Annotated in this window: 10 protein-coding genes; all 10 read left to right on the top strand. The window is 46.2% G+C overall.

The window, feature by feature from the left end; genetic code table 11:
* The first annotated feature begins 919 nt into the window (after positions 1 to 919).
* The 10 genes from C5470_RS02985 to bamB all read left to right on the top strand — a co-directional run bounded on the left by C5470_RS02985 (position 920) and on the right by bamB (position 16,345).
* Positions 920 to 5,950: an alpha-2-macroglobulin family protein gene (locus C5470_RS02985; protein WP_166285800.1), complete on the top strand. Its 5,031-nt coding sequence runs from the start codon at positions 920 to 922 to the stop codon at positions 5,948 to 5,950.
* Between the two features lie 57 nt (positions 5,951 to 6,007).
* A complete protein-coding gene (gene pbpC, locus C5470_RS02980) occupies positions 6,008 to 8,323 on the top strand; it encodes a peptidoglycan glycosyltransferase PbpC (RefSeq protein ID WP_166285798.1) in 2,316 nt (771 codons plus the stop codon).
* A gap of 221 nt (positions 8,324 to 8,544) precedes the next feature.
* Entirely contained in the window at positions 8,545 to 8,973 is a 429-nt protein-coding gene (gene ndk / locus C5470_RS02975; protein ID WP_036843153.1) for a nucleoside-diphosphate kinase, read from the top strand.
* A 182-nt stretch (positions 8,974 to 9,155) separates the two neighbouring features.
* Positions 9,156 to 10,334, top strand: a complete 1,179-nt coding sequence (rlmN, locus tag C5470_RS02970) for a dual-specificity RNA methyltransferase RlmN (protein ID WP_036843154.1) — start codon at positions 9,156 to 9,158, stop codon at positions 10,332 to 10,334.
* A 74-nt stretch (positions 10,335 to 10,408) separates the two neighbouring features.
* Positions 10,409 to 10,822 (top strand): tetratricopeptide repeat protein, encoded by a 414-nt coding sequence (locus C5470_RS02965; protein ID WP_036843155.1) that lies wholly within the window; start codon positions 10,409 to 10,411, stop codon positions 10,820 to 10,822.
* Positions 10,823 to 10,943: 121 nt separating this feature from the next.
* A complete protein-coding gene (gene rodZ, locus C5470_RS02960) occupies positions 10,944 to 11,936 on the top strand; it encodes a cytoskeleton protein RodZ (RefSeq protein ID WP_036843156.1) in 993 nt (330 codons plus the stop codon).
* Positions 11,937 to 12,007: 71 nt separating this feature from the next.
* Complete coding sequence (gene ispG, locus C5470_RS02955) at positions 12,008 to 13,129, top strand: flavodoxin-dependent (E)-4-hydroxy-3-methylbut-2-enyl-diphosphate synthase (RefSeq protein ID WP_166285796.1); 1,122 nt, start codon at positions 12,008 to 12,010, stop codon at positions 13,127 to 13,129.
* Positions 13,130 to 13,249: 120 nt separating this feature from the next.
* On the top strand, positions 13,250 to 14,527 hold the full coding sequence (gene hisS / locus C5470_RS02950) for a histidine--tRNA ligase (RefSeq protein WP_036843160.1): 1,278 nt from the start codon (positions 13,250 to 13,252) through the stop codon (positions 14,525 to 14,527).
* Positions 14,528 to 14,538: 11 nt separating this feature from the next.
* On the top strand, positions 14,539 to 15,159 hold the full coding sequence (locus C5470_RS02945; protein WP_166285794.1) for a tetratricopeptide repeat protein: 621 nt from the start codon (positions 14,539 to 14,541) through the stop codon (positions 15,157 to 15,159).
* Between the two features lie 13 nt (positions 15,160 to 15,172).
* Positions 15,173 to 16,345 (top strand): outer membrane protein assembly factor BamB, encoded by a 1,173-nt coding sequence (gene bamB, locus C5470_RS02940; protein WP_166285792.1) that lies wholly within the window; start codon positions 15,173 to 15,175, stop codon positions 16,343 to 16,345.
* Positions 16,346 to 16,406 lie beyond the last annotated feature (61 nt).

The raw sequence follows: 16,406 nt of genomic DNA, 5'->3' as shown, positions 1-16,406 counted from the left end.
TTTTTTTGCTATATTACCATTAATTATATTGATGTTTGTTTTTATTTTATTATTGTGGATTTAATGATGATAATATTAAATTAATTAATGTGAATTATGTTGTTATAAATATAAGGATTATATTGAATTTTTTGTTTTTATAATTTAAAATTAACTGTCGGCATATTGCTTATATGATAATTAATATGAGTAAACAGTTAAATAACGTTTCATAATTCTGTTACGCACATTCCTCTTCAACCCATTGTTATATATAGAATTATAAGTGGTATAAGATGTGGCACTATTTTGGAATCTTATTTAATTGTGTGTTAAATAAAATCGTAAAATAATATCAATACTAATGTTTTTACTGTATTAATTGTTGGGGTGGTTAATTCAGATATTATACAGATAGTAATCATTAACTATGAAGAAGTTATTGGTATTGTTTTGTTTGTAATTTATTGCTGTATTTTATTAGGGAAGATAATATAATGTTGAATATGGATGTGTTTAATCCAATAATGATATTTATAACCGGTGAGGTAACTTTCATTTCCTCTTTATTCAATTGGTTTTAATCGCTTGTTTTAGGTTATTTTACTTTTCATAAATTATCGGAGGAGATGACTCAATAACGGGTTTTTCCAGTAACTTAAGAAAATGTCATACGATCATGATATTTTAGATATATTGAGTTCTTAATTAAATATTGAATCAATAAATTCAGACTTATTTATCGTTTTTATGATATTTAATTCGTCAAAATAAGGCGTTATTATATAAACTTAATGTCTGTATGTTGTCTTAGTAGTATTAGAGTAGAGTCGGTACTCAGTTGCTTATATTTTCTTGATTTAAATTTAATGTGTTGATTTATAAAACTATTTATTAAATCCTATCACCGATTGGTTGGGATAAGGCAGGGGTTATAGTCATGGATCAAAGTCAATTCTGGCGGTGGCCGGAAAGAAAAAAGCGTTATTTTGCAGTGATGTTAGCGTTTTTGCTGATGCTTGCTGGTTGTGACCAGTCTGACAGCACTGATAATAATAAAGCAGCTCAATCGCAGTCCACAGAAATTCAAAGCGAAAAAGCACCTCAACAGTCAAATATTCCAACAAAATCAGTAAAACAGAAAGATGCGGCATCACTGGCCGAACTGGCAAAACGTTATGCCGGTAAAGAGGTGACAATTTTGGATGCCTCGGAAGTGCAGCTTGATGGTGCCAGCGCGATGGTGGTGACATTTTCTGTTCCCTTAGATCCGAATCAGAATTTTGCTCAAAATGTCCGTTTGGTGGATGTAAAACAGGGCAAGCTTGATGGTGCGTGGGAACTGTCAGATAACATGATGGCGCTTCGCCTGCGCCATCTGCCGCCATCCCGTAAACTGCAACTGACCGTAGATAAAGGCGTTAAAGGCATCAATGAGCGTCAGCTTGAAACGGCGTATGAGAAAACCCTGACAACCGAGACGATTTCTCCGTCTGTTGGTTTTGCCAGCAAGGGCTCTTTGTTGCCAAGTAAAGTAGCTGAAGGTTTGCCAGTGTTAGCACTTAATGTGAATAGTATTGATGTTAACTTTTTCCGGATAAAAGAGACGGCATTACCCTCTTTTATTGCACAGTGGCAATATCGCAATAATCTGAACTCCTGGGAGTCTGAAGATATTCTTAAAGATGCGAAATTGGTTTATACCGGTCGTTTTGATCTTAATCCAACGTTAAATACTCGCGAAAAATTATTGTTGCCATTAAATAACATTAAAGTATTGCAGCAAGACGGTGTTTATATGGCGGTGATGCGACAGGCGGGTAAATACGTCTCTACTAATCCGGCGACAATGTTCACGTTAAGCGACATTGGGGTTTCTATGCACAGCTATCTGGATAAAATGGATGTGTTTACCCAATCGCTGGAACAAGGCAACAGCCTGAAAGGGGTGGAAGTTCGTCTGTTGGATGAGAAGGGGCAGTTATTGTCAAAAACAACGACAGACGCTGATGGACACGCGAGCCTGGAGAAAAATGCGAAAGCTAAATTATTGCTCGCTACCCGTCATAACCAAACCAGTATGATTGATTTGGTATCACCGGCGCTGGATCTGTCTGAGTTTGATATCGCGGGTCCACAAGGATACAGCAAACTGTTTTTTGTTTTCGGGCCTCGTGATCTCTATCGCCCCGGTGAGACGCTGATTGTGAATGGGCTATTGCGTGATGGTGACGGTCGGGCAATTAAAAGCCAGCCGGTTAAAGTTGATGTATTAAAAACAGATGGTCAGGTTGTCCGTAGTTTTGTCTGGCAACCTGAAAATGGGTTGTATCAGTATCGCTACACTATTCCTCAGTCAGCGGCTACCGGACTCTGGTCGCTACGTTTTGATCTGGGCGATAACAAACCCCGTTATTACAAGTTCAATGTAGAAGATTTTATGCCGGAGCGGATGGCGCTGGAAATTAGCAGTGAAACGCAACCGGTGATGAAAAACCACAGTGTCGATTTCGACATCAAAGGCCGTTACCTGTATGGTGCTCCCGCTGCGGATAATCGTCTGCAGGGGCAGTTATTCCTGCGTCCAAACCGTGATGCGGTAGCAAAATTGCCGGGTTATGAGTTTGGTGCTGCCACTGAAGAAAATCTCAGTCGTACATTGGACGAATTTGATTTGACTTTGAACAGTAGCGGTGAAGCCGCATTGAATGTCAGCGCAGACAACTGGAATTCAGTTTCTTCGCCGGTAAAAGTGATTGTTCAGGCCAGTCTGCTTGAATCTGGCGGCCGCCCGGTGACACGTCGGGTTGAACAGGCGGTTTGGCCGGCAGAAAAACTGGTTGGTATTCGTCCGCTGTTTAATCAGAAAACGGTTTATGACTATCGTACTGGTCGTGACCAAAGCCGCTACAATGTGGATGAAAATTCATTGGCTGAATTTGAGCTGGTTTATGCAGATGCCAATGGCAAAAAATATGCCGCTAAAGATCTAACCGTCCGTTTGGTTTATGAACGCCATGATTACTATTGGCGCTGGTCGGATGGTGAAGGCTGGCAGTCAGGCTATGACCAGAAAGATTTGGTGATGGCGGATGAACATATCCAGATTGCGCAGGATGGTACCGCAAAAGTCAGTTTCCCGGTTGATTGGGGATCGTATCGTATTGAGGTTATCAATCCAGAGAATCAATTGGTTAGCAGTGTTAATTTCTGGGCAGGTTATTCATGGCAGGATAATACCGGTGGCACCGGTGCCGTTCGTCCTGATCAGGTAAAACTGTCTCTGGATAAACCGGCTTATCGGGTGGGTGAGAAAGTAAAACTGCATATAGCCGCACCACAGGCAGGTAAAGGTTATCTGTTGGTGGAGTCCAGTGAAGGGCCGCTCTGGTGGCAGGAGATTGATGTACCGGCACAAGGTCTGGATGTGGAAGTGCCGGTTAATAAAGAGTGGCGCCGTCATGACCTTTATCTGACGGCGGTGGTTATTCGTCCGGGAGATAAATCCCGTCAGGCGACACCCAAACGCGCAATTGGTGTGTTACATCTGCCGTTGGCGGATGAAAACCGTAAACTGGATCTGACGTTATCCGCGCCGGAAAAAATGCGTCCAAATCAGAACCTGACAGTTAACGTCAAGGTTACACCACAGCAAGGGCAGAAATTGCCTAAACAGGTTAATGTGCTGCTTTCTGCGGTAGATACTGGCGTACTCAATGTCACTAACTTCAAAACCCCGGATCCCTATGAGGCTTTCTTTGGCCGTAAACGCTATAGCGTCGATCAATATGATGTGTATGGTCAGTTGATTGAAGGTGAAGGTCGTCTGGCAAATCTGCGTTTTGGTGGTTCTGGTGATGAAGATGCCCCTGCCCGTGGTGGTAGAAAACCATTAACTGAAGTGCAGATTATTGCTGAACAGGCACAGCCGGTGACATTAAATGAAAATGGGGAAGGGGAGATTGTTCTGCCGATTCCTGATTTCAATGGTGAACTGAGGCTGATGGCTCAGGCGTGGAGTGAAGATGAGTTTGGTCATGGTGAAAGTAAAATTGTCATTGCCGCACCGGTGATTACACAGATGGCGTTACCTCGCTTTATGGCGGGGGGTGATCATTCATTGTTATCGTTGGATCTGACCAATTTAACCGAACAGACGCAAAACTTGACCTTAAACTTTACGGCTAATGGGCTAATTAAATTAGAGGATGCGGCCAGCAAGGCAATAACCTTGGAAAAAGGTAAACGTACAACAGTGGAAATTCCTGTCATGGCTGACCATGGCTTTGGTCAGGGAGAAGTTTCCCTGACGATTAATGGCCTGAATTTGCCGGGTGAAGTTCTGAAACAGTATCAAAATAGCTGGAAGATTGGTGTGCGTCCGGCACAGCCAGCGGAAACCAGGCTGTTTGCTGAGGTTATCCGTCAAGGAGAAAATTGGCAGTTGCCGTTAGATGCCATATCGGGTTTAGCGCCAGCAACGCTCGAAGGCCAGTTGTTACTGACCAGTCGTCCGCCGTTACAGATTTCACGCTATATCCGTGAACTGTACGCCTATCCGTATGGCTGCCTTGAGCAGACTATCAGCGGACTTTATCCGTCGCTTTATTCAAATGAAGCGGAGCTGAAAAAACTGGGTATCAAAACCGACAGTGATAGCAAACGCCGGGCCAGTATTGATGAGGGTATTATTCACTTGCTCAGTATGCAGCGTCATGACGGGAGTTTTGCCTTGTGGGACCGAACCGGTGATGAAGAATATTGGCTGACGGCTTATGCTACAGATTTTTTGTTCCGTGCGAGCCAGCGAGGTTATAGCGTACCCAAGGAAGTGCTGAATTCTGCCAATACCCGTTTGCTGCGTTATTTACAGGATAAGAATGTTATTAACTATCGCTACAGCCAGAATCAGGAAGCCATGCGGTTCTCGACTCAGGCTTATGCCGGTCTGGTGCTTGCCATCCAGCAGAAAGCGTCGTTGGGGGCTTTAAGACAAATTTATGAGCGTCGTACTCAGGCTGGAAATGGTTTGTCGCTGGTACAACTAGGGGTTGCACTGAAGCTGATGGGTGATAACACCAGAGCGGATGAAGCTGTCCGCTTGGGGATCAATAAAAACCGTAATAATGATGTCGGATTGGGGGATTATGGCAGTTCCATTCGAGACAATGCATTGATTGTCGCGCTATTGACTGAAAACAATATGTTGCCAAAAGATCGTGATGAGAAATTACTGGCTTTGTCTGATGAGTTGACATCCCGTAACTATTTCTCAACTCAGGAGAGTAATTCACTCTATTTGGCCGGGCGTTTCTTTATAGATACCTCAGAACAGCCGTGGGAAGCGGGGGTTAATCAGCAGGTTCCACCGTTGAGTCGTGACAAGTCATTGAATCAATTGATGAATGCGGAACAGATTCTGCAAGGTGTTGATATCAGCAACCGTGGCGATAGCACTCTCTATTCTCGCCTGAATGTGGTGGGTTACCCGCTGCATTCACCAAAACCCTACTCAAATGTGCTGAACATTCAGCGTAGCTATCTGGATATGCAGGGTCATCCCGTTTCTATTGACCGTTTAAAAAGTGGCGAAATGGTGGTCGTGAAGCTGGTGGTCAGCTCAGATAAATCAGTACCGGATGCGCTGATTGTTGATTTACTGCCTGCCGGTCTGGAAGTGGAAAATCAGAATCTGGCTAACAGCAGTGCCAGTTTGAGTGACAGTGCCGCGAATCTCCAAGAGCTGATTGGTGATATGCAACAGGCGACTATTCGTCATACTGAATATCGTGATGACCGGTATGTGGCCGCAGTCGCGGTTGATTCCAATCAGCCAGTGACATTGCTCTATCTGGCCCGTGCAGTGACGCCGGGTGTCTACGCTATTCCCGCACCTCAGGTTGAATCTATGTATGTGCCTTACTGGCGTGCGGTAGGCTCTGCACCTGAAAAACTGGAAGTTGTCCGCTAAACCTAGTCAGCCCTTATGCTCAGGCGTAAGGGCTGATTGCTCGTCAGGTATTCTTGCATGAAAAAAACGCATCACCTTATTTGGCTGATTGTGCTGTTTCTGATCCCGGCTGGTTTATGGCTGGCAGATAAAATTTGGCCTCTGCCACTGCGTGAAGTCAAAATGGCGCGTATTGTCGTAGGTGAAGATGGGCCTCCGCTTTGGCGTTTTGCCGATGATGAGGGAGTTTGGCGCTACCCGGTGAGGTTGGATCAAGTGTCACCGGAATATATTCAGGCATTGCTGACGTATGAAGATCGCTGGTTCTATAAGCATCCGGGGGTTAACCCGCTTTCTCTTGTCAGGGCTGCATGGCAGGACATTCGGGCCGGTAAAATTTTATCTGGTGGCAGTACGCTTTCAATGCAGGTGGCCCGGTTGATTGATCCGCATTCACGTACTTTGGGCGGTAAGTTGAAACAGATTTGGCGCACTTTACAGCTTGAATGGCACTATTCCAAAGATGAAATTCTCGAAATGTATCTCAACCGTGCACCGTTTGGTGGCACATTACAAGGCGTCGGAGCGGCGAGTTGGGCTTATCTGGGCAAACCGCCATCAGAACTCTCTGCGGGCGAAGCGGCTTTGCTGGCTATTTTGCCACAGGCCCCTAGCCGTTTAAGGCCGGACCGTTACCCTGAACGGGCACAAGCTGCCCGTGACAAGGTTATGCAACGGTTGGCGAAGTATAAAATCTGGCCGGAAGACAAAGTGGCTGATATTCGGCAAGAGATGTTATGGCTGGCTCCCCGGCAAGTGCCACAACTTGCCCCGCTTCTTGCCAGACGAATGGCTAAAGGTCACCGTCAGGAAATCATCAAAACAACCATTGATGCAGGATTACAGCGCCAGCTTGAGGATATGGCGGTGAATTGGAAGTATCAGTTACCGGAAAAAACCTCTGTTGGGGTGTTGGTGGTTGATCATACTGATATGGCGGTGAAAGCCTATATCGGCTCGCTGGATTTTCGGGATGACAGCCGTTTTGGTCATGTGGACATGATAAATTCGTGGCGTTCGCCAGGATCAACGTTGAAGCCTTTTTTGTACGCAATGGCATTAGATGATGGGTTGATTCATGGGGAATCACTGTTACAGGATGTGCCTCGCCGTTTTGATTATTACCGTCCGGGAAATTTTGACAGTGGCTTTAATGGGCCGGTCAGTGTCAGTGAAGCATTGGTTCGTTCCTTGAATTTACCTGCGGTGCAACTACTCGAAGTCTATGGTGCCAAGCGGTTTACCGCCAATCTGCGTAATGTGGGAACAGTATTGCGTTTTCCTCCCGGCAGTGAGCCTAATTTATCATTGATTCTTGGTGGAACGGCAACCCGGATGGATCAGTTGGTGGCGGCTTACTCCGCGTTTGCCCGTCAGGGGAAGGTTTCCCCCCTGAGATTTACACCGCAGCAGAAATTGCGTGACAGGCAACTGTTTTCCCCGGGCGCTGCGTGGATAGTCAGACGGATTATGGCTGGAGAAGGTCTCCCGCAACCTGATGATATATTGCCGGCACAAGTACCACTGGCCTGGAAAACGGGTACCAGCTATGGCTACCGCGATGCCTGGGCTATTGGCTTAAATGCCCGCTATACCATCGGTGTCTGGGTTGGCAGGCCGGACGGAACGCCGGTTACCGGGCAGTTCGGTTATGCCACGGCGGTTCCGATAATGAATCAGGTTAATAACCTGTTGCTGGCAAATATGCGAAATGGCGCTCAACGGATCCCCTCTGATCCACGTCCGGCAAATGTGAGTCAGGCAATCATTTGTTGGCCGGGAGGTCAGAGTCTGCCAAAGGGAGACAGTAATTGTCGCCAGCGTCGTCTGAGTTGGATTCTGGATAACACCATTCCGCCTACGTTGCCTTCTGTGGGGCAAGAAGGTATTTCTGGCATCAATGAACAGGTATGGCTGGATAAACAGGGTTTGCGTGTTGCGCCTGATTGCCCTGATGCTCAACCAAAAAATATCGCTTTATGGCCGATTAGCCTGGAATCATGGTTACCGGCGGAAGAACGGCGGGTGCAGCGTTTGCCATCGGTTAACCCTCAGTGTCCACCGCTGAAATCAGATGAAGCGCCGCTGTTGATCGTCGGCATTCATAACGGAGATGTATTGAAACGGCTTCCCGGTCTTGGCAGCCTTGATTTGCGTATTACAACGCAAGGCGGTAGTGGTGGGCAACAATGGTGGTTTCTCAATGGAGAACAGATGATGACCACAGAAAATAATCAAGGGCTTGTACAGACATTGACTCAACCGGGGAAATATCAGCTTAGTGTTTTGGATTTGGGGGGACAGGTTGATTCTGTTAATTTTACCTTGAAGTAAACGATTCAGGTAAAAGTGTGATTTGTACGAAAAAATGGTGATTTTCGCTAAGAAAAATTTAATAGAATGTTATTTTTTCTGTAGGCAACTGCCATTCGGGTCCCTATAATCAACGCCTCTTTTATCCCCGCTAGGGTTGCGGGATAAGTATTAGCCGGTTAACTTATCGGGATAAAAAATTAAAATTATCAGTTGCTTAAAAAAGAACCAAGAGGTTATCCATGACGGTTGAACGTACTTTTTCGATTATTAAACCTAATGCAGTGAAGAAGAATGCTATCGGGTCTATTTATGCCCGTTTTGAAAGCGCTGGGTTTAACATTATTGCCGCCAAAATGCTTCACCTGACCCGTGAACAGGCTGAAGGTTTCTATGCAGAGCACAAAGGCCGTCCTTTCTTTGATGGTCTGGTGGAATTTATGACTTCTGGTCCAATCGTAGTTCAGGTATTGGAAGGCGAGAATGCAGTACAACGTCACCGAGACTTGATGGGTGCAACCAATCCTGATAACGCATTAGCAGGTACTCTGCGTGCTGATTACGCAGACAGTTTTACTGAAAACGCGGTTCACGGTTCTGATGCTGTTGAATCTGCAAACCGTGAAATTGCGTATTTCTTCACAGAAGATGAAATTTGCCCACGTAATTGATTTGTCGTTACCCGTAGCATCATTGCATTAAAGTTTGTACAATGCCGCGCCCCGTTGTTAACTCAGCGGGGCGCTTATTATTTGTCACTAGGCTAAACTGATAGTGATACCCGAATTGAAACTTCGTGCGTTGAATTCATCAACGCAGAGCCGAAAGTGTAACAACGAGGCGATATAAAAAAATGTCCCAATCAAATACTGCGGCACAATTTGCTGCTTCTGTCGTGTCTGAAACTCCAGAAAAAAAAGGCGGGAAAATTAACCTGCTTGATCTGAATCGCAAACAAATGCGCCAGTTCTTCACCGATATGGGGGAAAAACCCTTCCGTGCCGATCAGGTGATGAAATGGATGTATCATTACTGCTATGACAATTTTGAGCAGATGACGGATATTAACAAAACCCTGCGGGCGAAATTGCAGCAAGTTGCTGAGATCTGTGCGCCCGAGGTAGCAGAGGAACAACGTTCAGCCGATGGCACGATTAAATGGGCTATCACGGTTGGCGATCAGCAAGTTGAAACGGTTTATATTCCGGAAGATGATCGGGCTACGTTGTGTGTCTCTTCTCAGGTAGGTTGTGCACTGGAATGTAAATTCTGTTCTACCGCTCAACAAGGGTTTAATCGTAATTTGCGGGTTTCTGAAATTATTGGTCAGGTTTGGCGTGCGGCGAAAATAATTGGCTCACTGAAATCCAGTGGTCGCCGTCCGATTACCAACGTGGTTATGATGGGAATGGGTGAACCTCTGCTCAACCTGAATAACGTGGTTCCTGCGATGGAAATCATGATGGATGATTTTGGTTTCGGCTTGTCTAAGCGCCGTGTGACGCTATCCACATCCGGTGTGGTGCCTGCGCTGGATAAACTTGGCGATATGATTGATGTCGCTTTGGCTATTTCCCTGCATGCACCGACAGATGATGTGCGTGATGATATCGTTCCTATCAACCGCAAATATAATATTGAGCAGTTTCTTGCGGGAGTGCGCCGTTATTTGACGAAATCGAATGCGAACCAGGGGCGTGTGACAGTGGAATATGTCATGCTTGATCATATTAACGATAGTGTAGAACAGGCGCATCAATTGGCTGAATGTCTGAAAGACACACCCAGTAAGATTAATCTGATCCCGTGGAATCCGTTTCCGGGCGCGCCATATGGCCGCAGTTCCAACAGCCGGATCGACCGTTTTTCTAAGGTGCTGATGGGATATGGTTTCACAACTATTGTCCGCAAGACTCGTGGTGATGATATTGATGCCGCATGTGGTCAGCTTGCGGGCGATGTGATTGATCGTACAAAACGGACACTGAAAAAACGTCAGGCAGGTGAACCTATCCAGGTAAGAACAGTCTGAATGTTGCTATGTTTTGTCATGCAGTAACTGAAATTATTGCGACAATTGCGTATCCTTAATTAAGTGGGGATGGAATGATAAGGAAATCGTTATCGGGAATGATTGTTGCTGCCGTATTATTGGCAGGATGTTCCAATCAACCGGCAAACGGAAATAAACAGCGAACAGTTGCGGCAGAAACCCGGATTCAACTGGGAATGGCCTATCTGGCTGAAGGTCATTTACCTGCCGCCAGATACCACTTTGATAAGGTATTATTGGCACAGCCAAACCATTATCAGGCTCAATTAGGTATGGCGTTGTATGAGCAATATTCTGGCCAGCCGGAAGCTGCCCGTCAGCGTTACAAAATGGCGATGCAGTATGCGCCAGGAAATGATACGGTATTGTATTATTACAGCGTTTTTCTCTGTGAGCAGGGGCAGTATGAAGAAGCCAAAATTCTGTTAACCGGGAATAATGCTGACAGGCGTATTTGTTATCAGTGATTTGCCGCTAGTAAAATAGCAAATCTATTTCGCCGCGCAGGCCATTGTATAATGTAAGGATTATCGCAAGGAGCCAGCGCGAAGTTTTTCACAACTTGGACAGTACCGCGTCTTCTTGCTAATGAATACTGAAACGACTCCAGAACAAGCTCATTTGACAGCAGGTCAGCTCCTGCGTCAGGCTCGTGAACAGCACGGGCTAACTCAACAGACGGTGGCTGATCGTCTGTGTCTGAAACTTTCCACTATCCGTGATATTGAAGAGGACAATATACCGGCCAATATGGTACCCACTTTCCTGCGTGGTTATGTTCGTTCTTATGCTAAATTGGTACAAATTCCAGAGGCGGAAATTCTGACGATTCTGGATAAGCATACCCCGGCAAAAACCGCGAAGGTTTCACCAATGCAGAGTTTTTCATTGGGTAAGAAACGTAAAAAACGTGAAAGTTGGTTGATGTGGATTACGTGGCTAATTATTCTGGTAGTGATTAGTCTGACGGGAGCATGGTGGTGGCAAAATCACATAGCTCAACAGAAAGAATTGATTTCGATGGCTGATCAGTCTGCGGTACAGATTGCCCAAAAGAAAGCCAAGGCAGCGGGTTTATCCACGGAAAGTAACGATCAGGCGACACAGTTGCAGGCTAGTGAGCAGCCATTATCTGCCGCTTCAACCGAAAATTCGGTGAAAGCGAATAATGCTGATAACAATCGCGGGGAAACGTCTCCGCCTGTAGCATCAGCTCAACATCAGGCGGTGGAACCACCTGAAACTCAGCCACAAACTGTTCCATTACCCGTTAACCGGGGTACAGCTCAAACACCGAATGTGTCTGAAAATAGTTCAACGGCAGTGGCTGACAGTAATAAACTGGTGATGAATTTCAAAGCATCTTGTTGGTTACAGGTTGCTGATGCGAATGGAAAGATGCTGTTTAGCGGAACTAAAAAGAAAGGTGACAGTCTGAGTCTCTCCGGTTCATTACCTTATAAATTAACTATCGGTGCCCCTGCTGTAGTGGATGTACAGTTCCGGGGGCAAGTTGTCGATTTAAGCCGCTTTATTAAAGAGCATCGTATTGCGCGTCTTAAAGTACCGGGAACACAATGAATGCCTTTGGCAGTTACGGCATCGTTGTCATGTTATAAGTAAGCACATGGAAGTATGGGAGAAACACCAGTATGCATAATGAATCGCCGATAAAAAGACGCAAATCTACGCGTATTTATGTAGGGAATGTGCCAGTCGGGGATGGCGCGCCCATTGCGGTGCAGTCAATGACAAACACACGCACTACAGATGTGGAAGCTACTGTTCAACAGATTAAATCGCTTGAGCGTGTTGGGGTTGATATTGTCCGTGTATCAATACCAACGATGGACGCGGCAGAAGCGTTTAAATTGATTAAGCAGCAGGCTAATGTTCCTTTGGTTGCCGATATCCATTTTGATTACCGTATCGCGCTTAAAGTTGCAGAGTATGGGGTCGATTGTCTGCGCATTAACCCTGGTAATATCGGTAATGAAGCGCGTATCCGTGAGGTTGTGGCGGCTGCCCGCGACAAAAATATTCCAATCCGTATTGGTGTGAATGGCGGATCACTGGAAAAGGACATTCAGGAAAAATATGGCGAGCCAACCCCGGAAGCACTGTTGGAATCTGCTATGCGCCATGTGAATATTCTTGAAAGACTTAATTTCGACCAGTTTAAAATCAGCGTAAAAGCGTCAGATGTATTTCTGGCGGTTGGCGCTTACCGTTTATTGGCCCGGGAGATTGATCAGCCATTACATCTTGGTATCACAGAAGCCGGTGGCGCTCGTGCCGGTTCTGTAAAATCAGCAATTGGCTTGGGTATTCTTCTGTCAGAAGGTATTGGTGATACCCTGCGTATTTCTTTAGCCGCCGATCCTGTCGAAGAAGTTAAAGTTGGCTTTGATATTCTGAAATCACTGCGTATTCGTTCCCGGGGTATTAACTTTATCGCCTGTCCAACCTGTTCTCGTCAGGAATTTGATGTTATCGGCACTGTTAATGCGTTGGAACAACGCCTGGAAGATTTACTCACCCCGATGGATGTTTCGATCATTGGCTGTGTGGTTAACGGACCGGGTGAGGCGGAGGTTTCTACTCTGGGTGTCACTGGCGCCAGAACAAAAAGTGGTTTTTATGAAGACGGAGTGCGGCAGAAAGAGCGCCTCGACAATGCTGATATGATCGATCAACTTGAGGCTAAGATCCGCGCTAAGGCATCAATGCTGGATGAAAATAAGCGTATCGGCATAAGTCAACTGGATAAATAATATACCTGACACTGGTTCATCGTTGTGATGAGCCAGTGTTGTTTTAGTTTGCTAATTGAAGCTCGTCCGTATTCGCTTCTATAATCAACATCATTTTTGAATTATTAACAGAGATAAGACGTGGCAAAAAATATCCAAGCTATTCGTGGCATGAACGACTACTTGCCCGCAGACACTGCCATTTGGCAGCGTATTGAAAGCACTTTGAAACGCGTGTTGGCGGGTTATGGTTATAGCGAGATCCGCACACCGATTGTAGAGCAGACCCCGTTATTCAAACGGGCTATCGGGGAAGTGACTGATGTGGTCGAAAAGGAAATGTACACCTTTGATGATCGCAATGGTGAAAGTTTGACCCTGCGTCCTGAAAATACCGCAGGTTGTGTGCGTGCAGGTATTGAACATGGTCTGCTGTACAATCAGGAACAGCGCGTATGGTATTTCGGGCCCATGTTCCGTTATGAGCGTCCACAAAAAGGCCGTTACCGCCAATTCTACCAGTTAGGGGCTGAAGTCTTTGGTCTTCAGGGGCCTGATATTGATGCTGAACTTATTTTATTGACTGCCCGCTGGTGGCGTGAGCTTGGTATTTCTGAACATGTGACGCTTGAACTGAACTCGATTGGTTCATTGGCCGCGCGGGCCAGTTACCGCGAAGCGCTGGTTGCTTTCCTTGAGCAGCATAAAGATAAGCTGGACGAAGATTGCAAACGTCGTATGTACAGCAATCCATTGCGTGTTTTGGATTCAAAAAATCCTGAGGTTCAGCAACTTCTTAATGATGCGCCGGAACTGTTTGATTATCTTGATGCCGAATCAAAGGAACATTTTGACGGCCTGCGTGCGCTTCTTGATGCGGCTGGTATCAAATACCGGATTAACCAGCGTCTGGTTCGTGGTCTGGATTACTATAACCGCACGGTATTTGAATGGGTGACAACGGCTCTGGGGGCTCAGGGGACTGTCTGTGCCGGTGGTCGGTACGATGGGCTGGTTGAGCAACTGGGGGGGCGTTCTACTCCTGCTGTGGGTTTTGCTATGGGAGTGGAACGTCTGGTTCTGTTGGTGCAGGAAATGAACCCGGCATTTGTGGCGGAGCTATCAGTGGCGGAGGTTTATCTTGCTTCCTTCGGTGAAGGCAGTCAGCAGGCAGCGTTGATTCTGGCCGAACAGATACGTGACGTTTTGCCACAATTGCGCTTGGTGACTAACCACGGGGGAGGGAACTTTAAGAAGCAATTGGGGCGTGCAGATAAACAAGGCGCTAAAATTGCGCTGATCTTGGGTGAAGATGAAGTCCGTTCTGGTCAGGCTGCGATTAAAGATTTACGTACAGGCGAACAACAAACGTTGCCGCAAAGCGAAATTGCAGCTCGTTTGGCTGAATTGTTAGGTTAAGGAGAGACTCCGTGGAAGTCTATACCAATGAAAACGAACAAGTTGACGCGATCCGACGCTTTTTTGTCGATAATGGCAAAGCGTTGGTTTTCGGGCTGGTACTGGGTGCTGGCGCGCTGATTGGCTGGCGTTATTGGCAATCTCATCAGACAAATCAATTGCAGGGCAGTGCGGAAGCTTTTGAACAGGTAAATCGTGGATTAATTTCCGGTGCAAAAGAGAATCATGCCGCCGCTGAGAAGTTTGCTGCTGAAACTAACAATAGTTATGGCGTGATGGCTCATATGCATTTGGCTCAACTGGCTGTTGAAAAGAATGAGCTAGCCAAAGCGGATCAATTTTTATCTGCGGCTGTTAGTCAGACAAAAAATGAAGATTTGCAGGCTCTGGCTAATATTCGTTTAGCCAGGGTTCAATTGGCGGAAGATAAGGCGGATGCTGCATTGAAAACACTGGAACAGGTGAAAGGTTCCGGTTGGGTTGCTGTGGCAGAGGATATCCGCGGCGATGCGCTGTTGAAAAAAGGTGATATTGCGGGTGCCCGTGCAGCTTATACCAAAGGTCTGGGATCAGATTCACCGCAGGCGATCAAATCGATGTTAAATCTTAAATTGAATAATTTATCCAGCTAAGGGGATCCTTTCAATGCAGTTGCGTAAAACACTCTTGGTTGGTCTGGTGGCTTCTGTTCTGTTAGCGGGTTGTTCAAGTGAGCAGGACACAGTAACGATGTCACCGTTGCCACAGGTTGAGAATCAATTTAGCCCAAGTGTTATCTGGGATAAATCTGTAGGTGATGGTGTTGGTCATTATTACTCTCACTTGACACCAACCTGGCAGGGTTCTGTCGTCTATGTCGCTGATCGTCATGGCATCGTTAAGGCGCTGGACATTGATAGCGGCAAAGAGATATGGTCGGTAAATCTAGCTGAAAAAGCCGGTCTTCTCTCTTCCCGTATCCCTGCGTTGCTTTCTGGCGGCCTGACCGTTGCTGGGAATCATTTATATGTTGGCACTGAACGTGCCAAAGTCATCGCGCTAAATACCGAAGACGGCCAGATTGCCTGGGAATCTGAAGTTGCCGGGGAAGCGTTGTCGCGTCCGGTGGTGAGTGATGGCCTGGTATTGATTCATACCAGCAACGGCATGTTGCAGGCATTGAATGAGTCAGATGGAAAAGCACAGTGGTCCGTTAATATGGATACCCCATCATTATCGTTGCGTGGTGAATCAGCTCCGGCTGTGGCTTACGGTGCCGCGATCGTGGGGGGCGATAATGGTCGTGTCAACGCAGTGCTGATTTCTCAGGGGCAACTGATTTGGCAGCAACGTATTTCTCAGGTAACCAGTTCGACAGAAATCGGTCGTCTTAATGATGTTGATACAACACCGGTTATTTCTGAAGGCGTAATCTATGCGATAGCCTATAACGGTAATCTGGTGGCGCTTGACATGCGTTCAGGCCAGATCCTCTGGAAACGCGATTTGGGTTCAGTGAACGAGATGGTTGTTTCCGGTGATCGTATTTACATTGTTGATCAAAACGATCGGGTTATGAGTCTGCGTCAAAGTGATGGTGTAACGCTGTGGACTCAGACAAAATTACAACACCGCAATTTGACGGCACCTGAAATGTATAATGGCTATCTGGTTGTTGGTGATAGTGAAGGCTATTTGCATTGGCTGAATATGGATGATGGTAAGTTTGTTGCTCAACATAAAGTTGATAGCTCCGGCTTAATGAGCCGTCCGGTTGTTGCCGGTGATAAGCTGATGGTACAGGCGAAAGACGGTACAGTTTACCTGTTTACCCGTTGAGTATTTCTTACTGTCTGTTTACCGGAAATAGAGAGTAAAGAGTTGTTATAATCCTACGGCT

Source organism: Photorhabdus stackebrandtii (genome assembly GCF_011189495.1).
GTDB lineage: Bacteria > Pseudomonadota > Gammaproteobacteria > Enterobacterales > Enterobacteriaceae > Photorhabdus > Photorhabdus khanii.
Note: the sequence above shows the minus strand (reverse complement) of the source record. Positions and strands in the feature narration are given on the sequence as shown.